The following is a 19,232-nucleotide window of genomic DNA, read 5'->3' as shown; positions in this document are numbered from 1 at the left end:
TCCTAAATTACTTGATACTGAGTTTTTAATTTGCCAGGGACATCTTGAATAAAAATATTAATCCCCTTATTGTATAAATAATTTAGGCAATCTATCTCAGCATCATCGGCGTAAACTTTTGTGCTTATTTGCTTTTTGCCTTCTGATTGGTGCATATTACCTACATTTAGGTCTTTAATTTCTACACCCTTATCTACCAAAGTCTTAACATCTTGTGGATTTTTGCAAATTAGAAAGATTTTTTGACTTGGAGCAGCCTTATCTATTATTGCAGCTGTTTTTTCAAGTGAGAAAAATCTAATGTCAAAACCTTGACTTTTTGCAATGACTGTCATTAGCTTTTGTTGAATTTTATCTTCTGCTACTTCATCATTTGCTACGATTACTAGATTGGCATTTAAGTTTTTTGTCCAAGTTACGCCTACTTGGCCATGAACTAATCTGTTGTCAATTCTAGTTAGAATAATATTGTTCATAATAGCCTCCTTATAAACAATTATAGCATTGAGCTAAATTTCAATCAAATATAAAAAATAGGATATATAACATACACTGATTTTATGCAATATATCCTAAATTTATACTTATTAATTTTCCTCAAAGACAATCTTACCTGGTTCAAGCTTTGCAATTCTTGCTAGAGAATAAACTGGTATGTCCATGTCTTCTATGATTTGTCTACCATTGGAGAAAGATTTTTCTATTACGATTCCACAACCAACTGGATTTGCGCCAGCTTGTCTTATAATTGCTATCATGCCCTTGGCTGCTTGTCCATTGGCAAGGAAATCATCGATCATTAGTATATTTTCACCCTCATTTATGAATTTTTTTGAAACTATAAGTTCATTCATAACTTGTTTGGTAAATGAATATACACTTGAATGGTAGATATTTTCATCGGTAGTTAAGGATTGTTTTTTTCTGGCAAAAACGCAATTTACCCCAAGTCTTTGGGCAGTTGCAAGAGCAGGGGCAATACCAGAAGATTCTACTGTTAGTATTTTATCTACATTTTTGTCCTTAAAATAATTTGCAAATTCTTCTCCGATTTTGTCAATTAATTCAACATCGATTTGGTGGTTTAAAAATGAATCGACTTTTAATATATCATTGCCAAGAACTATGCCTTCTTCTAAAATTTTATTTTCTAATGCTTTCATGCTTACTCCTTATAAATTTCTTCTACTTACATTAGATTATACTAGTTGTAGTAGAAAAACCATATATTCTTTACATTAATTTTATATCTTTCATTAGAATTAATAAATTAATCTTTTTTACACATCCTATTGATAATATGTACAAAATTTCGTACAATAAAACAAAAGGGGTGATTTTATGTTAGCTGTAAATTATAGCGAACTTAGAAATAATTTGAAAGATTATTGCGATAAAACCATTGATGATCTCGAAACTATTCTTGTTACAAGAAAAAATGACAGAAATGTTGTTATGATAAGTCTTGAAGAATATAATAATTTACTTGAAAATTCCTATATAATGAGTGATTCTGATTATTATAAAGACTTAATTCAAAGAGCAAAAGAAGTTGAAGAAGATAAAGTAATTCAAAAGGATCTTATCGAAGAATGAAAATAATGTTTCATGAGAAAGCCTTTGAGGAATATATGTATCGGCAGAAAAATGATAAGAAAACCTTAAAAAGACTTAATAATATTATTAGAGATGTTATGAGAAATCCTTATGAGGGTTTGGGAAAACCAGAAGCTTTAAGATATGAATTACAAGGCTATTGGTCAAGAAGAATTACTCTTGAAGATAGGTTGATTTATAAAGTTGAAAATGATAATTTAATAATTATTTCATGTGCTAAGCATTATGAATAGAGGGTATTAGGTTTTTGCTGATACTCTTTTTTTATCATTTTTATTACTTGCCATAGCTAACATATATTTATTATTTTCATTTAAGAGGAGTATATTAATTTTATGAATAATTTAGAATTTTGTAAAGATTTAATTAATTTTATTGATGCTAGTCCCTTAAATTATTTTGCAGTAAAAAATGCAGAGGAAATTTTAAAGGATCATGGTTTTGAAGAGCTAAAAGAAAACAAAAAATGGGAAATTAAGAAAGGTGGAAAATATTATGTTTCCCGCAACGGTTCAGCTCTAATCGCCTTTACTCTTTCATCTGATTTGACAAAGGGTTTTGATATTATTGGCTCTCACACTGATAGTCCAACTTTTAAAATCAAATCAAATCCAGAAATCAAAGATGAGGGATATTTGAAATTTAATATCGAGCCTTATGGAGGAATGATTTATACAACTTGGCTTGATAGAACTTTATCTCTTGCAGGAAAAGTTTCTTACAAAAAAGATGGTAAGATAAAAGAATCTTTGGTAAATTTTGATAAAGATTTACTAACTATCCCTAATCCTGCCATTCACATGAATAGAGAAGCCAATAAGGGTTTTGAATTTAATCCACAAAATCATCTATATCCAATAGTAAAGACTATTACAGTTGAATTTGATGGTGGTTTTATTGAAAATTTAATCAAAGAAGAATTATCAATAAAGGCATCTGACATACTTGATTACGATTTGGGACTTTATGATAGGCAAAAAGGAACTATTATCAACGATATGTACCAAATTGGTAGAATTGACAATCTTGGCTCTGTCCATGCATCTCTTATGGCACTTTGCCATGCGGATAATAAGAAAAATAATGTCCTAGTCTTAAATGATAATGAGGAAATAGGATCACGCACAGCTGCTGGAGCTTTTTCGCCGTTTTTGAAAGATACTCTTAAAAGAATTTGTTTTTTAAATTCTTTGGATGAAGAGGATTTTTATATAGCTATGAATAATTCCTACCTCATTTCTGCTGACCAAGCACACGCAATTCATCCAAATTTCAAGGAATATTCTGATCCAACCAATAAAATCAAAATGAATGGCGGTTTGGTGATAAAAACTGCAGCAAATGGCGCTTATTCATCAAATATAGGATCAAATCCTAGACTAATCGATCTTGCAAATAAAATTTCTTGTAAGATTCAAAAGTTTCATAATAGAAATGATAAACAAGGTGGTTCAACAATTGGACCAATTGCATCAAGCCTAATTGGCATCAAATCAATTGATGTAGGAGAGCCGATTCTTGCCATGCACTCAATTAGAGAACTTGGGGGCATAGATGATCATTTCGAGGCCTACAAAATTTATAAGGCATTTTATGAAGTTGAATATTAGGAGGAAATTATGGCAGTAATGGAAATTTGTATAATACCAATTGGAAGCAAAGAAACTTCTGTAAGTAAGTATGTGGCAAGTGCTAGTAGAATTTTGAAAGATTATGATGTAAAGCACGATCTAAACCCAATGGGAACTGTAATTGAAGCAGACCCTGATAAGTGCTTTGAAATTGCAAGAAAAATGCAAGAAGAAGTTTTTAAGGCTGGTTCAGATAGGGTTTATACAGTAATAAAAATGGACGATAGAAGAGATAAAAATTACCACATGGAAGATAAGGTAAAATCAGTAAAAAGTAAATTATAAAAAAAACAAAGGATTGTCAAAAATTGGCAATCCTTTTAAAATTATAAAATTTTCTAAAAACTATGAAAATAATGGAAGTAAGTATCTTGCTAAGAATACCAAAGCTAGAATGTAAACTAATGGTGATACTTCCTTGCCTTTTCCAGTTAAAAGTTTGATTCCAGCATAAGAAATCATTCCAAAAGAAATTCCTTCAGCAATTGAATATGTTATAGGCATCATCAAAATTGTCATGAAAGCTGGGAATGCTTCTGTAATATCTGAAAAATCAATCTCTGCAACAGTTGTTAGCATGAATAATCCAACTACTACAAGTGCAGCTGATGTTGCTTGACTTGGAATAATTGAAAATAGTGGGAAGAAAAATGCTGCAATTGCAAAGCAAATTGCTGTTGTAAGTGTAGTAAGACCTGTTCTTCCGCCTTCTGCAACACCTGCAGATGATTCAACAAAAGTTGTAATAGTTGATGTACCAAGCAAAGCTCCAAATGTTGTTCCGATAGCATCAGATAGTAAAGCCTTAGATCCATCAGGTAAATTTCCATTTTCATCAAGCATATTAGCCTTAGTTGCAACTCCTGTCAATGTTCCGATTGTATCAAAAATATCTACAAACAAAAATGCAAACAAAACTGAGAACATTTCAAGAGAAAATACATTTGAGAAATCCAATTTAAAAGCAATTGGGCTTATTGATGGTGGTGCTGAAACAATTGCATTTCCATCAGGCAAATGACTTACGCCCAAAAATAAAGAAATAATTGTTGAAATAAGCATACCCCAAAGCAAAGCACCCTTAACTCCTCTTGCAGTCATCACAACCATGATAACTAAGCTTAAGAAAAATACAAAACCTTCCTTGCTAGCAAGAGTATTCAAAGAAAGTGAAACTTCACCAAGACCAACAATACCTGCATTTAGCAAGCCAATAAGAGCAATAAATAAACCAATTCCTACAGAAACTGCTTTTTTTAGATTTATAGGAATTGAATTAAACAAAGCTTCTCTAAAACCTGTGAAAGATAAAAGTATAAAAATAAGTCCTTCAATAAATACCGCAGTCAAAGCAAATTGCCATGGTTTACCCATTTGCATAACAACTGTGTAAGTGAAAAATGCATTAAGACCCATACCAGCAGATAAAGCAAATGGCATATTAGCATAAAAAGCCATCATTAGCATAGCAACAATAGAAGCTAAAATTGTAGCTGTAAACACTGCACCAGAATCCATACCAGCATCGCCAAGGATACTAGGATTAACTGCAAGAATATAGCTCATGGTCATAAAAGTAGTAATACCAGCCATAATCTCGGTTTTTGTATCAGTACCGTGTTTTTTGAGTTTAAAAACTCTCTCATTAAACGTTTCCTTTTCCATCTAATCCTCCTTATTAAATGATACAAGGTCATTATACTAAATATTTACTATTTTTGCTAAGTAATATCGAATTTATTGGAAGAAAATAAAAAATTCCAAATAAATATCTGATATAATATGAATAGTTTTATCAGATTGGGAAAAATATAAGATCTATGTAATATTTCTTGATAATATACGTCTTATAGGATAGAGGGGGTGAATGCATTGATGGATGATAAGGACATAATCAAATTATATTTTGATAGAGATGAAGCTGCAATAAAAGAAACAGACCTAAAATATAGACCATATTGCTTTAAAATTTCTAACAATATTTTGGCGGATTTTCAAAGTGCAGAGGAATGCGTCAACGATACCTATCTTACGACTTGGAGAACAATTCCGCCTCAAAATCCCAATGTTTTCAAATTATTTCTGGCAAAAATCACAAGGAATTTATCCCTAGATTCCTATCGAAAAAACCATGCCGAAAAAAGGGGAGGAGGGCAAATGCCATTAATACTTGATGAGCTAGATGAAGCCATCCCAAGTGCCTATGATTTGGAAGAAGAACTAATTTATAGGGACTTGTTAAGGTTTCTAAATAACTTCGTCAACAACTTATCTGACGAAGATAAAACAATCTTTCTACAGCGTTACTTCTACGCTATGCCTATCAAGGAGATCGCCTCAAATTCAAATTATAAGTACAACAATCTTGTAACAAAGCTTCATAGGCTTAGAAAAAATCTAAAAGACAGCTTAGAAAGCGAGGAACTATTATGAGTAAGAATAATAAGGAAAATAAAAATGCCGAAATTCTCTTTAAGGCTATGGGCGATCTAGAAGAAGATACCTATAAATCAAGAGAGGGTCAAATCATTGAGCCGACCACCAAGGTCAAAAATAAAGCTTTTTCATGGAAAAAATTTGCTGCCCTTGCAGCATGTCTAGCCTTAGTCGTTGTTTCTGTTAGATTTTTGAAAGATAAGTTTCCAGGCTCTGATTCTAGGCAAGAGTTGGGTCCATCCCAAGAAATAACAACTGATGAGTCTTGCCAATTTATGCAATATGAGGGACCAATCCTACCCCTAATCCTAGACTCTACAGACCAGAAAGAGGATATAAAGGCTGACCGTAAATTAACTTTTGATTTCTTTACTACAAACGCTGCAGATCAAAGCCCGAGAACAGCCTTGCTAACAGACCAATATCAGATAAAAAACACTGGACCTGCAAAGAAAATAAAACTCTTCTATCCTTTTGTATCAAGCGCTGATGACTTGGCCTATTCATACCCCAAAATTGACCAAGACGGGAAAGTTTTGCAGGCGAAATTGTCTTATGGCAAATATACAGGGGACTTTGTTTCTACAGAAAATGAAATAGATCCAGAAGAAACCCTCAACCTTAGGGATTATATGTCCTGGGAAGACTACCAAAAAACATTAAATGACGGGTCATATTTAAAAGACGCTCTAAACCAAGCCCCAGACACTAGGGATATTCCAGTAACAGTTTATAGCTTTACAAATAGCTACTGTGATGAAAGCCCTGAAGATGAAAATCCAACCCTAGTAGCAGGAATAGAAATTGATAGGGATAAGTCCAAGGTTCTAAGCCTAGGTTTTGACGGGTTTGGCAAATTTGATGATGGCAAAGAAGAATTTTACCAATATTCCATCCCAAAAGAGGGTGAAAACCCCTACCATAAAGATAAGCACTATTTAATTATCCTAGGCCAGGACACACCAAAAGTCACAATCGAAGCTCAAAGCACAGGAGGTTGGGACGGCTACGATGGCACATCATCTAAGCTTAGAAATAATTTAAAAAATGCTGGAGCAGACCTAAAAAGAGAGGAAATGAGCCTAGATTCTGCCCTAGACTTGGCCCTTCCAATCCTATATGACAACTATAAAGAAAATCAAGAATCCAGACAAAGAGACTTTGCTTCCTGGAAAATTGAAAATCACAATATTCCATCATACACCTTATCCTACGAAGAATTCAAAGCTCTCTACATCAAGGAACTCTTTACCACAGGTTCTTTGAGCGAAAAACCAATGATGAGATACGAAGATGGCAATATAGACCTAATGGATGTAACAAACACCCAAAGAATTATCTTTGCTGAATTTGAAATCGAACTAGGAGAAAATCAAACAAGCCAAATAACTATAAGCTCTTACAAGCAAGGATCCTACGACTACTACGGTGAGAGAAATGAGCAAGGAGTATTTGGATACGATTTATTAAGTAAGATAGGTTCATCCATAGATTTGGATAAATTCGAAACAGAAATCATCGACTACGGCAAGTTAGACATAGTAGAAAGAAACTTTGCCTTTGATTTAGAAAAAAACATTAAGAGACTTAGCCTCTCCAAAGACCAAGACCACTACTATATGGAAGTAAGCGGTAAGAAATAAACGAAGCCATTTAATTGAAAAATCAGCCAATCTTAAAAGCACCTAAAATAAGGTGACCCCATAAAGTTGGATCTAATACCAGAGTTAGAACTAAACTAGCTCTGGTATTTCTTTAGCTTGAAATAGCCTTTTTGTTATATTAATACCGACAAGTGTGTTTAAAATAATTTGAGTTTCTTTGTTTCATAAGTTACTACATCTCAGGATTTCCATCAGTGTCCCAGAGTTCGACTTAACAATAATCAAAATTAGGATAAAAACTTACGATAATACCAATAGTGGTTGGTGGATATCCATCTTTTTTCAACTAAAGTTTTGACTTTATCATATTCTTTAAATTTCTTTTTTAATATGATTGTGCGAATAAGCTCATTAAAACTTATTCGCACAAAATAATTTACGAGATTATTAAAATTGGGAAATGACTAATTATAGCCAATTCTCCAGTGAAAAGGATAGTAAAATAATAATCACATAGAATAATTTTACGTGAATAACTATTCGCGTGATTATTCGCGTAAAATTTATTTGATTATTTTGTATTCTCGTAAAATAAATATATAATATTAATAGAGGTATATATGAAAGAAACATCAAATCTAGAATTAAAAGAAAAATTTAGCAAATCTTTTCTTAAAACTGTCAGTGCCTTTGCAAATTATGAAGGTGGAGAGATAATATTTGGAATAAATGATGATGGAGAGCTTGTGGGATTAGAAAATCCTGATATCCTTGCTTTAAATATAGAAAATACTATAAATGATTCTATAAACCCAAATCCCACATATAGTCTAAAAATAAATGATAATTCAACTTTAACTTTGAAAGTAAAAGCAGGTAAGCATAAGCCATACTTTTATAATTCAAAAGCTTATATTAGACATGGGACATCGAGTATTGAAATGGACAATCTAGAGCTCCAAAGCCTCATATTAGAAAGTTCTAATAAATCGTATGATTCGCTAAAAAGTAATCAAAAAGAATTTACATTTGATTATCTAGAAAAAGAACTAAAAAAAGAACTGAATATAAATGAATTAAATCTAGATATCCTAAAAACATTAGAGCTATACAGTAATGAATATGATTATTATTCAATTGCTGGAGAATTGTTTTCTGACACTAATGATATGGTTGGAATTGATATAGCTAGGTTTGGCGAAGATATCAATACCATACTTGAAAGAAAAAATCTCAGTGGTCAATCAATTTTAAAACAGTTTGAAGATAGCCTAGCTATTTATAAAAGCAACTACCAATATGAAAAAATTGAAGGATCTAAACGTAACAGATATCAACAAATACCTGAAGATGCTTTTAGAGAAGCTGTTGCAAATGCTTTGGTTCATAGAAGATGGGATATTAAATCCAATATAAGAATTTCTATGTATGATGATAGGATAGAAATATCCTCGCCTGGAGGGCTTCCAAAAACAATAACTGAAGAAGAGTATTTAAAAGGTGACCTATCTGTAATAAGAAATCCAATTATTGCAAATGTATTCTTTAGATTAGATATTATCGAACAATTTGGTACTGGTATTAGAAGAATAATTGAATCCTACAAAAAATACTACACTAGACCAAAGTTTAATATAAGCCAAAACTCTATTTCAATAATACTTCCAGTAATTAAGAAGATAGATTTAACCGATGAAGAAAATCAGATTTTATCATTAATAAGTAAAGGTAACGATACCACGAAATCTATAGCAGAAATAAGCGGATATAGCAGGTCCAAAGTTCTCAATTTGCTAGAGGAATTAATAAATAAAAACTTGATTGAAAAAATTGGTGGCGGAAGATCAACTAAATATAAGAAAGTCATAATCTAAGGAGAATACATTGGGAGAAATTATAATAAAAGAGCAAGTAATACCAGATATAGACAGTATCATAAATTTATACAGTGACGTTTCTTGGACGGCCTACACATCTAATCCATCAAAACTAGAACAAGCTATAAGCAACTCCTTGAAAGTTTGGACAGCTTGGGATGATGATTTGCTAGTAGGTTTAGCAAGAGTAGTAGGTGATAGCTCAACAATTATTTATATTCAAGATATTTTAGTTTTACAAGCATACCAGAAAAAAGGAATTGGAAGTCAGCTATTAAAAATAATTCTTGATGAGTATAAAGATATTCGACAAATTATTTTGCTGACAGATGACACTGACAAAACGATAAAGTTTTATGAGAAGAACGGATTTACAAAGGTTAGCAAATATAAGTCTGTGGCTTTTATGAAATAAAATTTGTTTTAAGTTTTTTTATCATTACAAAGCTAATAGTAAAGATATATTATGTTTTAGGACACACGGCATAATAATAATAGGAGTATGATATGGATTTTCAAGAAATTTCAAAAATAGATGATGACTTAAAAAGAAATGAGGAGTTATATAAATTTTTTGATGAAGAAAAAAGACTTTTTAGTAAATCGGGGCAAGTTGAAAAGATTACAACATTAAAAGAAATTTATAGTCTTATAAATCAAGATTCAAAAATTCTAGATGTTGGAGCAGGGACTGGAGTTTATACTATACCTTTAGCTGAAAAAGTAAATGAAGTTGTCGCTTACGAACCTGCAACAAATAACTATAAACAATTAAAAGAAAAAATCAAAAATAATAAATTTCATAATGTTACAGTTGAAAATAAAAGTTCACTAGACATGGATGAACTCAGGGATAAGTATTTCGACATGGTCCTGCTTTTTGGTCCTATGTATCACTTGTCTAAAAAAGAAGATAGAAAACAAACAATTCAAGAAGCGAAGCGTGTCCTTAAGGATGGAGGTTATATCCTGGTATCCTTTATAAACCATGACATGATTCCAATGACGGAAATGGTTTATGAATCAAATTATTTTGAAACAGAAGGATATAACTCTGGCACACAAAGACTTATTAATAGACCTTTTATATTCTTTACCTTGTCAGAATGTATTGAAATGCTTGAAATGGAAAACCTAAAAATCATTAGAAAAATTGCTTCTAGTGGATTTTCTGAATTGTTACAAAAACAGATTAATAATATGAGTGATCTATCTTATCAAAGATATATTGACTGGCACCTCGCTCATTGTGACAAAGAAGAATTATTAGGGGCAAGTAATCATTATATATTTGTTTGTAAAACCAAGTAAAAATACTTAAAATGTTTGTTGAGGATCATCCTCATTAGTAAAGAAACTAAAAAAGTGGGAAGGTTTACGTATGTATTTTGAAAAAGTTGTAATTAGTCTATTGCCCATATCAGGGTTGTTTTTATCTTTTTATTATGAGTACAAAGCAAAGGGGGATATTGCTAAATATAGTGGGTTTAGAACAGCATTAAGTACAAAATCAAAACAAAACTGGAAGCATGCGCATAAGTATGCAGCTAAACTTTTGAGATTATATGCCTTATCTTTTATGTTGCTAAATATTATACTAATGTTTAGTAATTGTCTAAATATTAAAACTATGACAATTATAGTTATATTACAAATGTTATTTTACTTCATCATTGGATACAAAGTTAATAATGCATTATCAAAAAAAGAAAATAGTTAGAATTTATTAAAAATTTAATTGTAGCTTTGTTGCATAGAGTAACTATTATATAGTAATTATTTTATAGGCCATAATTATAAAGGAGATTAAATTGTCAATAATTTCTCCAATACGCCGACCACATCAGATGTTTTGGCCAGGAGCTTAATAGCTCTACTTACAACTTATTACATATGAATATAATTATGAGAGATGTTCCTACAGAATACCTGAGTATAAAAACACCGATATAAGTACCCAAAAAAATGGACAATCAGAATTTTTGGCTAAATAGCTACTTTTGATTGCCAATTTTTCAACACATTTGTTATAATTGTACTAACAAGGAGAGTGTATATATGGAAACTAGTATTAATCTTTACCAGAAACTTTGGGCGGCCTCTGATGACCTTCGTTCTCAGATGGATGCCAATGAGTACAAAAATTACCTACTTGGTATCATTTTTTATAAATACCTATCAGATAAAATGCTTAATGAAGTTAGAGAGATTCTTGAAGTAGAAGATGAAAACCTTGATGAGATTCAAAAAATATATGAAGAAGAAATGCAAGGAGTAGATGCTGACCTTCTTGCAGAAGAACTAAAAAACAATTATTCTTTTATCATAAAACCTAACCACACCTTTACTCATTTCATAAAGGAAATCGAAGAAGGAACTTTCCAGTTAGATGATCTTGGCCAAGCCTTTAATGAAATCGAGCGTTCTGCTGACGATTATAAGGGACTTTTTGAAGATATTGACCTCTATTCCAACAAATTAGGCAAGCTCCCACAAGAAAAAAACAAACGCATTTCAAATGTCATGAAACAATTTGCAAAAGTTAACTTTGCCAACTATACAGGCGATGTCCTTGGAGATGTTTACGAATATATGCTGGCAAATTTCGCCTCAGAATCGGGCAAAAAAGCCGGAGAATTCTACACACCCCATCAAGTATCAAGACTTATGGCGATGATAGCCATGGATGGCAAGGAGGACAAAAAAGGCCTTACAGTCTATGACCCAACTCTTGGTTCGGGGTCTTTGCTCCTAAATGTTAGAAATTTTTCCAACGAGTCAGAGCTTATCAGATATTTTGGCCAAGAGCTTAACAATTCTACCTACAACTTATCACGTATGAATATGATTCTTCACGATGTAAAACTTGAGTATCAGACCCTAAACCAAGGCGACACTCTATCTGACGATTGGCCAGTAGATGAGCCGACAAACTTTGATGCAGTTCTTATGAATCCACCATATTCTGCCAAATGGGAAGCTAGCAAGGGATTTTTGGATGATCCACGTTTTGCAGAATACGGAGTACTTCCACCAAAATCAAAGGCGGACTATGCCTTTTTGCTCCACGGCTTTTACCACTTAAAAAACCCTGGAATTATGGCAATCTTACTTCCTCATGGAGTACTTTTTAGATCTGGCGCAGAGGAAAAAATCAGAAAAATACTCTTAGAAAATGGCTGTATAGATGCAGTCATTGGCCTTGCCCCAAATCTTTTCTATTCCACAGGAATTCCCGTATCTTTGATAATACTAAGAAAAGATAAGACTGACAGAAGTGTATATTTTATAGATGCAAGCAACGAATTTGCCAAAAAAGGCAACAAGAACGAGCTAACAGAAGAAAATATCCAAAAAATATTTAAAGCCTACAAGTCCAAAGAAGAAATAGACAAATTTGCCCATCTGGCAAAATTTGAAGAAATAGAAGAAAATGCCTTCAACCTAAATATTCCAAGATATGTGGATACTTTCGAGGAAGAAGAACCAATAAACTTGGCAGAAGTTTCCGCTGATATAAAAGCTATCAACGATGAAAAAGAAGAATTAAAAAAAGCAATCCTTGCCGATATGAATAATCTTGTGGCAAATACAGAAAAAGCCAAAAAAGAACTTGAAAGCTTTATGCAAATCTTAGGCGGTGATTTATGAAAAATGTGCCTCAATTGAGATTTGCTGGTTTTGAGGGGGAGTGGGAAGAGAAGAAATTAAGTGATCTAGTAAAAATAAATTCGGGAAAAGATTACAAGCATTTAGAAGATGGATTATACCCAGTTTATGGTACTGGTGGACTAATGACACATGTAAATGAATTTTTATCTGAACATGATTCAATTGGTATTGGAAGAAAAGGAACCATAAATAGACCTATGATATTAAAAGCTCCATTTTGGACAGTTGATACACTTTTTTTTGCTACGCCTAATAAAGATTGCAATTTATATTATATATTCGGAGTTTTTCAAAGAATTAATTGGCTAAAATATGATGAATCTACAGGCTTACCGAGTTTGTCTAAATCAAATATTAATAATATAAGAGTCACTGAAACAAGCATTGAAGAACAAGAAAAAATCGGAGAATTGTTTAGAAAGATTGACGCTCTAATCGAAAAGCAAGAGGGCAAAGTTTCCAAGCTGGAAGATTTCAAAAAATCCATGCTCCAAAAAATCTTCCCTAAAAAAGGCGAGCTAATCCCTGAGTTTAGGTTTAGTGGATTTGATGGGGAATGGAATTTATTCAAATTAAATGAATTACAAAAAATGAAAGTATATCAACCTCAAACTATTACTTCTGAGGATTTAATTGATGGAGGAAAATTCAGAGTTTTTGGAGCTAATGACTATATTGGTTATTACAATGATTATAATCATGAAAAGAGTCAAGTTACAATCTGTTGTAGAGGGGCAAGTGTTGGGAATGTCAATTATGTAGAACCATATACTTGGATTACAGGTAATTCTATGGTATTAAATGTTGATGAAAACGATAAGATAAATAAAAATTATTTGTATTATTACTTAAAAAATACAAGATTAGACAGATTTATAACTGGAAGTGGACAGCCACAGATAACACGAGAAGGATTAAGTCTTTTAGAAATAAAATTAACTGATTTAGAAGAACAACAAAAAATAGGGCAATTCTTCAAAAACCTAGACACCCAAATCAAAACAGAAGAAAAATTACTAGTATCATATAAGCAAATGAAAAAATCTTTACTCCAAAAGATGTTTGTGTAGGAGATGTTATGGTAGAGATAAAATTTGATGATGAATTAAAATTAGAAAAAGACCTCATTAACCAGCTAATTACTGGCAAAAGCCAGTGGACCTATGAGCCAAAAATTAAGACCCACGAGGCTCTTTGGGCAAATTTTAGGAGGATTCTTGAGAATAACAACAAGTCGATTCTTAAAGAACATCCTTTGACAGATTCTGAGTTTCGCCAAATCCAAAATGCCATGACTTTTTCCTCTTTTTATGAGGCGGGCAAGTTTTTGGTTGGGGAAAATGGCATTGCCAAAGTTTCTCTACAAAGAGAAGACGCCAGCCTTGGAACTGTAAGGCTTATGGTTTTTAAAAGAGAAGATGTGGCTGGTGGAACTAGTGTTTACCAAGTTATAAATCAATTTGTCGCTCCAAAGACTATGGGCCTTGACCAAAACGCTCGTTTTGATGTGACTTTGCTGATAAATGGTATTCCTTTGATTCAAATAGAGTTAAAAAAGAGATCGGTCTCCCATATGGATGCCTACAATCAAATCAAAAATTATATAGCAACTGATAAGTACAGGGGTTTATTTTCCTTATTACAATGTTTTGTAATTTCCAATGGAGCTACCACTCGTTACATAGCAGCCAACACCGATACTAAGCTTAACAAAAAATTTCTTACCAGGTGGAATGACAGGGACAATAATCCAGTCGATGATCTCAAAGGTTTTGCCAGAGAAGTCTTATCCATCCCCCAAGCCCACCAGCTTATTAGCCATTATAGTGTCTTGGATAATGAGGGGGAAAATATCATACTCCTTCGCCCTTATCAAATACATGCCATCAAGGCCCTAAAAAAGGCGGCAAGTCTTCACGAGTCAGGCTATGTTTGGCATACAACTGGCTCTGGTAAGACCCTAACTTCCTACAAGGCAAGTCGCAATCTCTATCAGATTCCAAGGATTGAAAAGACGATTTTTATAGTCGATAGGGTGGATCTTGACCAGCAAACTACAAATTCATTTTTGGCCTATGCGGCAAATGATACGATTGATATAGAATCAACTGACAATGTCAAAAATCTAAAAAATCATCTACTATCAGAGGATAGGTCGGTGGTGGTGACAACTGTCCAAAAGCTTAATTATTTGATTAATAATAAGGAAAGATGGCTAAAAGAAAAGGAAGTTTCTAAGCTTAGAAAGCTTGAAATAGCCTTTGTCATAGACGAGTGCCACAGGGCTATTTCACCAAGCCAACAAAATATATTAAAGAAATTTTTTGTTAATTCCCTCTGGTATGGTTTTACGGGTACGCCAATTTTTGCAGAAAATAAAAAAGCGGCTGTGGGAGATTTGCCACAAACTACAGAAGAGCAATTTGGCAGACGACTTCACGAATACACGGTCAAAGAAGCCATTGGCGATGGGGCGGTTCTCGGTTTTCAAGTGGAAAATATGGATATGATTGGAGAAGGTGTCTACGAACTTGTGGAAAAGGTCAAAACTGATATAGATGTTTATGATTACGAGAAAGAAGAACTTGAGCCTTATATACCAGAAAAAATTTACCAGCAAGATGATTACAAACTGACCGTCATAAATAAAATAATAAATGGTATGATAAGAAAATTTGCCCTAGACAGGGGCAGGGGCAAGACCTACGGAGCAATCCTTACAACATCATCTATCAAGGATGCCCAAGATTATTACAGGCTTTTTAGGGGAGTTATTGATGGAAATTCACAAGTTAAAGTTTCTGATAGGGTAAAATCTATGGTTTCCGATTTCCCAAAAGTTGCCATAACCTATTCTCTTGCAGAAAATGAAAATACGACAATCGAAAATAAAGAAGCTATGAAAAAAGCCTTAGCTAACTATAACGGGGAATATGGGACGAATTTTTCACTTGAAACTATTGGCTCTTATAACCGCAACCTAAATGAGAGACTTGCAAGGAAAAAAGATAAGTATAAGTCTAGAGCTGAGCAGGTGGATATAGTCATTGTTGTAGATAGGCTTCTAACAGGCTTTGACTCACCAAACTTATCCCTACTTTTGATAGATAGATTTCCTATGACTCCACAAGGCCTTATTCAAGCATTTTCCAGAACAAATAGGCTATTCGATGATCGTAAGACCTATGGGCAAATAGTTACATTTAGAAGTCCAAAAGCCTTTGAAGATGCAATAGAAAAAGCCTTCAAACTTTATTCAAACGGTGGGGAAAATTTCGTAACTGCACCAACATACGAAGAATCTAAGGAGAAGTTCACCCTTGCGGTAAAAGATCTATTAAGCTTTGAACTAGTAGAAAATCCAGAAGTCGAATATGGTCTAAAGAAAATGTATGAATATGTTTCAGCCTTCCAAAAATTTGACAAGGCCAATGCAGCTGTCATGGTCTATAGTGAATATGTACAAGATGAGGAATATTACAAAGATTTGATAGATGTTACGACTTTGGAAAAATACTTTGAACAATATAACTATATTAAGGCATTATTGCCAGAAGGTCCAGAAGGTCCAGGTATTGGCGGAAATGAATCGGTAATAGATCTCTACTATGAACCAATCTCAGTCCACCAAGGAACTATAGACTATAACTATCTAGCAAGTCTTATGCAAGAAAAGGCAAAAAATCGCCCGACCTATGATGAAAAATTCGATAGTGAGATAGAAAAAACCATAGAAGAACTTGCCAAGACCAATCCAGAAAAATCGGAAGTTTACAGAGATATTTATCAAGATATGGTAAAAGAACCAGCTAAGTTTGTAAGCGAAAACATAGAAGAGCTGGCACGCATTAAAATAAATCAAATAATAGAAGAAAAAATAAAAGAATTTTCCGATCATTACAAGGTAAAAGCTGACGATCTAATATTCTACACTAGTCATTTCAAAGATAGAGCTCAAGCTAGCAAGGCTCTTGGAGAAGATAGCCTTATAAGAAACGCAGACAAAGACGCCTACAACAAAGAAACTGGCGAAAACATAAGCCTACTAAGGTACAGGAAGCTAATAAGAACCGAAGCCGCTGACTTTGTGGAAAGAGAAGTCTTGGTGTATTTGGATTAGTGGGGTATAGAAATATTTAAGGAGCGGATTTTTATTAAATAAAATTCGATAATTTGCGTAAAATTATAAGCTCTTGCAAAATAGGAGAATGATTAGATGGATATTACTGATAGATTAAAGGGAGCACTTTTTGCTTTTGCCATTGGCGATGCTATGGGTGCAACTACGGAATTTATGAGCGAAGATGAGATAAAAGAAAAATATGGCAAGGTTGATGATATTTTAGGTGGTGGTTGGTTAGATCATAAAATTGGCGATGTTACAGATGATACAGAGATGTCTCTTTGCGTGATGAAAGTTTTGATGAAAAACGACTTTGCCAATTTTAAGAAAGATTGTGCAGATAGTTTTGGAAAATGGCTTGACACTAATCCCAAAGATGTAGGAAATCAATGTTTTAGGGCAATAAATTTTTACCAGCAAATAGGAGAATATATAGATCCTGACGAAGATGCTCTTGGAAATGGTAGTTTGATGAGAGCCTTACCTTGTGCCTTGCTTAATGACAAAGCTTCCCTAGAACTAAATATTAGCCAAGGAGAGATAACTCACAATAATACGACTTGTGCGGAAGCTATTAGAAAATATAATCTTCTTATAAAAAATACCCTAGAAGGAAAAGAGATTGATTTGGGGAAAATTCAACTGATGGAGCCTAGTGGATACATAATTAATACTTTTAATAATGCCTTATATTGGAGCAATAAAGAAAGTATTGAAGAATGTATAATAGGTGCGGTAAATCACGGTGGTGATGCTGATACAATTGCAGCTATTGCAGGCGGCATTTCCGGTGCGAGATTTGGATATTCTTCTATCCCAGAAAAGTGGGTTAGGAAATTAAATTCAAATGTAAAAGATCAGTTAAATGAGTTTTTGCAATTTGTTGCAAAAGGATATTAATAATCAAAAAAATATCAAGTTAAAGTTTAGAAAGCTTTTCTTGATATTTTTTTATTTTCACATCTCTTTGTTGGTAAGCTAGTCTTTTACTGATATAATATATATATCTTAGGAGGATTTATGAGTAAAATTAATATGATCCAATTAATAGCTATAATCATTGGATTGATGTTATCGGCGTTTTTTTCCTCATCGGAAACCGCCCTTACGAGTGTAAATATTTTTAAAATAAGGCAAATGGAAAAAGATGGAGAGAAAAATGCTCCAATAGTCAAAAAACTAGTTAATAATATAGGATCTGTTTTATCTACTATTTTAATTGGCAATAATATTGTAAATATTGTAACGACAACAATTGCAACTGTTTTTTTTACAGATGTTTATGGAGCTAGGGGAGCTGTTATTTCTCCTATTATTCTTACTATTGTCGTTCTGATTTTTGGGGAAATTACACCAAAAAATATAGCTAGCGCAAATAGCGAAAAAGTTGCTCTAACTGTTGCTAAGCCAATTAGAGTTTGTGATATTATTTTTAAGCCAATTAATATTATTTTGGGCAAAATTACAGGCGTCATAGCAAGAGCTATTGTTGGAGAAGAAAATAATAGTAATCTTGTTACAGAAGAAGATTTAAAAACTATTGTCGATGTTTCAGAAGAGCAAGGGGTTATTAATAACGAAGAAAGTGAGATTATTAATAATGTTTTTGATTTTGGAAACTCTGATGTTTCAGATATTATGACTCCAAGAACCAATATGGAAGTAATTTGTGTGGATGCTAGCGAAGAAGAGCTTAACGAAATTTTAAAAAATACCAATCACTCAAGAATACCAGTTTATGGCAAAAATATAGACAATATTTTGGGAATTTTGCATATGAAAGATATTGTTTCTGCCATAGCAGATGGCAAGGATATTAATTTATCAGAAATAATTAGACCTGCCTTTTATGTTTATGATAATATGCACATTTTCGATTTGTTTACCAATATGAGAGCAGAAAATGTTTCTCTGGCGGTTGTTATAGACGAATATGGTGGAACGAGCGGTCTTGTTAGTATTGAAGATATTGTAGAAGAATTAGTTGGCGAAATTGACGATGAGTATGATACTGATGATAAGGATATCTTTAAATTAAGCGAAAAATCTTTCCTAGTAAGAGCTTCTATGCATCTGAGCGATTTTAACGATTATTTTAATTTGGACTTAGAAGAGATGAAAAATGATTCCATAGGTGGTTATGTGATCGACAAATTATCGAGAATTCCTGTTCAAGGGGATAAAATAGTAATTGATAATGTGGTTTTGATAGTTGATAAGGTTGATAGGTACAAAATTGAAATGCTGAAAGTGGAATTTAAATAAGGAGATT

At 32.9% G+C, this 19,232-nt stretch carries 19 protein-coding genes; 16 read left to right on the top strand and 3 right to left on the bottom strand.

Features of this window, described 5'->3' with window-relative positions; translation table 11 throughout:
* Positions 1-2: 2 nt before the first annotated feature.
* Positions 3-476, bottom strand: coding sequence for a PTS galactosamine transporter subunit IIB (gene agaB / locus GAN53_RS06020; protein WP_151409998.1), 474 nt, complete (start codon positions 474-476; stop codon positions 3-5).
* Positions 477-587: 111 nt separating this feature from the next.
* Positions 588-1,163: a xanthine phosphoribosyltransferase gene (locus GAN53_RS06015; RefSeq protein ID WP_151409996.1), complete on the bottom strand. Its 576-nt coding sequence runs from the start codon at positions 1,161-1,163 to the stop codon at positions 588-590.
* A 178-nt stretch (positions 1,164-1,341) separates the two neighbouring features.
* Here GAN53_RS06015 and GAN53_RS06010 point away from each other — a divergent pair, with 178 nt between their 5' ends.
* The 4 genes from GAN53_RS06010 to GAN53_RS05995 all read left to right on the top strand — a co-directional run bounded on the left by GAN53_RS06010 (position 1,342) and on the right by GAN53_RS05995 (position 3,533).
* Positions 1,342-1,596: a type II toxin-antitoxin system Phd/YefM family antitoxin gene (locus tag GAN53_RS06010; RefSeq protein ID WP_151409994.1), complete on the top strand. Its 255-nt coding sequence runs from the start codon at positions 1,342-1,344 to the stop codon at positions 1,594-1,596.
* Positions 1,593-1,850, top strand: a complete 258-nt coding sequence (locus tag GAN53_RS06005) for a Txe/YoeB family addiction module toxin (RefSeq protein WP_151409992.1) — start codon at positions 1,593-1,595, stop codon at positions 1,848-1,850. Before GAN53_RS06010 ends, GAN53_RS06005 begins: the two co-directional genes overlap by 4 nt.
* A gap of 102 nt (positions 1,851-1,952) precedes the next feature.
* The gene (locus GAN53_RS06000) at positions 1,953-3,227 is read left to right on the top strand and encodes a M18 family aminopeptidase (RefSeq protein ID WP_151409990.1); all 1,275 of its coding nucleotides are present in this window, start codon (positions 1,953-1,955) and stop codon (positions 3,225-3,227) included.
* 9 nt (positions 3,228-3,236) lie between these two features.
* Positions 3,237-3,533 (top strand): MTH1187 family thiamine-binding protein, encoded by a 297-nt coding sequence (locus tag GAN53_RS05995; protein ID WP_151409989.1) that lies wholly within the window; start codon positions 3,237-3,239, stop codon positions 3,531-3,533.
* Positions 3,534-3,593: 60 nt separating this feature from the next.
* On the opposite strand, the gene GAN53_RS05990 is transcribed toward GAN53_RS05995, so the two are convergent.
* The gene (locus tag GAN53_RS05990; RefSeq protein WP_151409987.1) at positions 3,594-4,913 is read right to left on the bottom strand and encodes an NCS2 family permease; all 1,320 of its coding nucleotides are present in this window, start codon (positions 4,911-4,913) and stop codon (positions 3,594-3,596) included.
* Between the two features lie 210 nt (positions 4,914-5,123).
* Between GAN53_RS05990 and GAN53_RS05985 the strand changes: the two genes are divergently transcribed.
* From GAN53_RS05985 to GAN53_RS05930, 12 genes are all read left to right on the top strand, one after another.
* Positions 5,124-5,681, top strand: coding sequence for an RNA polymerase sigma factor (locus GAN53_RS05985; protein ID WP_151409985.1), 558 nt, complete (start codon positions 5,124-5,126; stop codon positions 5,679-5,681).
* The gene (locus tag GAN53_RS05980; protein ID WP_151409983.1) at positions 5,678-7,327 is read left to right on the top strand and encodes a hypothetical protein; all 1,650 of its coding nucleotides are present in this window, start codon (positions 5,678-5,680) and stop codon (positions 7,325-7,327) included. Before GAN53_RS05985 ends, GAN53_RS05980 begins: the two co-directional genes overlap by 4 nt.
* Positions 7,328-7,908: 581 nt before the next feature.
* Positions 7,909-9,162 carry an ATP-binding protein gene (locus tag GAN53_RS05975; RefSeq protein ID WP_151409981.1) on the top strand — a complete coding sequence of 418 codons (1,254 nt, stop codon included), beginning with the start codon at positions 7,909-7,911 and terminating at the stop codon, positions 9,160-9,162.
* A 10-nt stretch (positions 9,163-9,172) separates the two neighbouring features.
* Complete coding sequence (locus GAN53_RS05970) at positions 9,173-9,580, top strand: GNAT family N-acetyltransferase (RefSeq protein WP_151409980.1); 408 nt, start codon at positions 9,173-9,175, stop codon at positions 9,578-9,580.
* A 92-nt stretch (positions 9,581-9,672) separates the two neighbouring features.
* Complete coding sequence (locus tag GAN53_RS05965; protein WP_151409978.1) at positions 9,673-10,476, top strand: class I SAM-dependent methyltransferase; 804 nt, start codon at positions 9,673-9,675, stop codon at positions 10,474-10,476.
* A 70-nt stretch (positions 10,477-10,546) separates the two neighbouring features.
* The gene (locus tag GAN53_RS05960; RefSeq protein ID WP_151409976.1) at positions 10,547-10,885 is read left to right on the top strand and encodes an SdpI family protein; all 339 of its coding nucleotides are present in this window, start codon (positions 10,547-10,549) and stop codon (positions 10,883-10,885) included.
* 122 nt (positions 10,886-11,007) lie between these two features.
* The gene (locus tag GAN53_RS09975; protein WP_151410275.1) at positions 11,008-11,118 is read left to right on the top strand and encodes an N-6 DNA methylase; all 111 of its coding nucleotides are present in this window, start codon (positions 11,008-11,010) and stop codon (positions 11,116-11,118) included.
* 105 nt (positions 11,119-11,223) lie between these two features.
* On the top strand, positions 11,224-12,816 hold the full coding sequence (locus GAN53_RS05950; protein ID WP_151409974.1) for a type I restriction-modification system subunit M: 1,593 nt from the start codon (positions 11,224-11,226) through the stop codon (positions 12,814-12,816).
* Complete coding sequence (locus tag GAN53_RS05945) at positions 12,813-13,907, top strand: restriction endonuclease subunit S (RefSeq protein WP_151409972.1); 1,095 nt, start codon at positions 12,813-12,815, stop codon at positions 13,905-13,907. The genes GAN53_RS05950 and GAN53_RS05945 overlap by 4 nt, the downstream gene beginning before the upstream one ends.
* An 8-nt stretch (positions 13,908-13,915) precedes the next feature.
* A complete protein-coding gene (locus GAN53_RS05940) occupies positions 13,916-16,957 on the top strand; it encodes a type I restriction endonuclease subunit R, EcoR124 family (RefSeq protein ID WP_151409971.1) in 3,042 nt (1,013 codons plus the stop codon).
* Positions 16,958-17,053: 96 nt separating this feature from the next.
* Positions 17,054-17,860, top strand: coding sequence for an ADP-ribosylglycohydrolase family protein (locus GAN53_RS05935; protein WP_151409969.1), 807 nt, complete (start codon positions 17,054-17,056; stop codon positions 17,858-17,860).
* Between the two features lie 120 nt (positions 17,861-17,980).
* The gene (locus GAN53_RS05930) at positions 17,981-19,225 is read left to right on the top strand and encodes a hemolysin family protein (RefSeq protein ID WP_151409967.1); all 1,245 of its coding nucleotides are present in this window, start codon (positions 17,981-17,983) and stop codon (positions 19,223-19,225) included.
* The last annotated feature ends 7 nt before the right edge of the window (positions 19,226-19,232 follow it).

The sequence above is a fragment of the Anaerococcus sp. Marseille-P9784 genome (assembly GCF_902500265.1).
Taxonomy (GTDB): domain Bacteria; phylum Bacillota; class Clostridia; order Tissierellales; family Peptoniphilaceae; genus Anaerococcus.
Note: the sequence above shows the minus strand (reverse complement) of the source record. Positions and strands in the feature narration are given on the sequence as shown.

Coding starts and splice junctions, on each gene's coding strand:
- GAN53_RS06010 (WP_151409994.1), top strand. CDS start 1,342: ATGTTAGCTGTAAATTATAGCGAACTTAGAAATAATTTGAAAGATTAT.
- GAN53_RS05965 (WP_151409978.1), top strand. CDS start 9,673: ATGGATTTTCAAGAAATTTCAAAAATAGATGATGACTTAAAAAGAAAT.
- GAN53_RS06015 (WP_151409996.1), bottom strand. CDS start 1,163: ATGAAAGCATTAGAAAATAAAATTTTAGAAGAAGGCATAGTTCTTGGC.
- GAN53_RS05945 (WP_151409972.1), top strand. CDS start 12,813: ATGAAAAATGTGCCTCAATTGAGATTTGCTGGTTTTGAGGGGGAGTGG.
- GAN53_RS05985 (WP_151409985.1), top strand. CDS start 5,124: ATGGATGATAAGGACATAATCAAATTATATTTTGATAGAGATGAAGCT.
- GAN53_RS05935 (WP_151409969.1), top strand. CDS start 17,054: ATGGATATTACTGATAGATTAAAGGGAGCACTTTTTGCTTTTGCCATT.
- GAN53_RS05995 (WP_151409989.1), top strand. CDS start 3,237: ATGGCAGTAATGGAAATTTGTATAATACCAATTGGAAGCAAAGAAACT.
- GAN53_RS06005 (WP_151409992.1), top strand. CDS start 1,593: ATGAAAATAATGTTTCATGAGAAAGCCTTTGAGGAATATATGTATCGG.
- agaB (WP_151409998.1), bottom strand. CDS start 476: ATGAACAATATTATTCTAACTAGAATTGACAACAGATTAGTTCATGGC.
- GAN53_RS05990 (WP_151409987.1), bottom strand. CDS start 4,913: ATGGAAAAGGAAACGTTTAATGAGAGAGTTTTTAAACTCAAAAAACAC.
- GAN53_RS05930 (WP_151409967.1), top strand. CDS start 17,981: ATGAGTAAAATTAATATGATCCAATTAATAGCTATAATCATTGGATTG.
- GAN53_RS06000 (WP_151409990.1), top strand. CDS start 1,953: ATGAATAATTTAGAATTTTGTAAAGATTTAATTAATTTTATTGATGCT.
- GAN53_RS05940 (WP_151409971.1), top strand. CDS start 13,916: ATGGTAGAGATAAAATTTGATGATGAATTAAAATTAGAAAAAGACCTC.
- GAN53_RS05980 (WP_151409983.1), top strand. CDS start 5,678: ATGAGTAAGAATAATAAGGAAAATAAAAATGCCGAAATTCTCTTTAAG.
- GAN53_RS05960 (WP_151409976.1), top strand. CDS start 10,547: ATGTATTTTGAAAAAGTTGTAATTAGTCTATTGCCCATATCAGGGTTG.
- GAN53_RS05950 (WP_151409974.1), top strand. CDS start 11,224: ATGGAAACTAGTATTAATCTTTACCAGAAACTTTGGGCGGCCTCTGAT.
- GAN53_RS05975 (WP_151409981.1), top strand. CDS start 7,909: ATGAAAGAAACATCAAATCTAGAATTAAAAGAAAAATTTAGCAAATCT.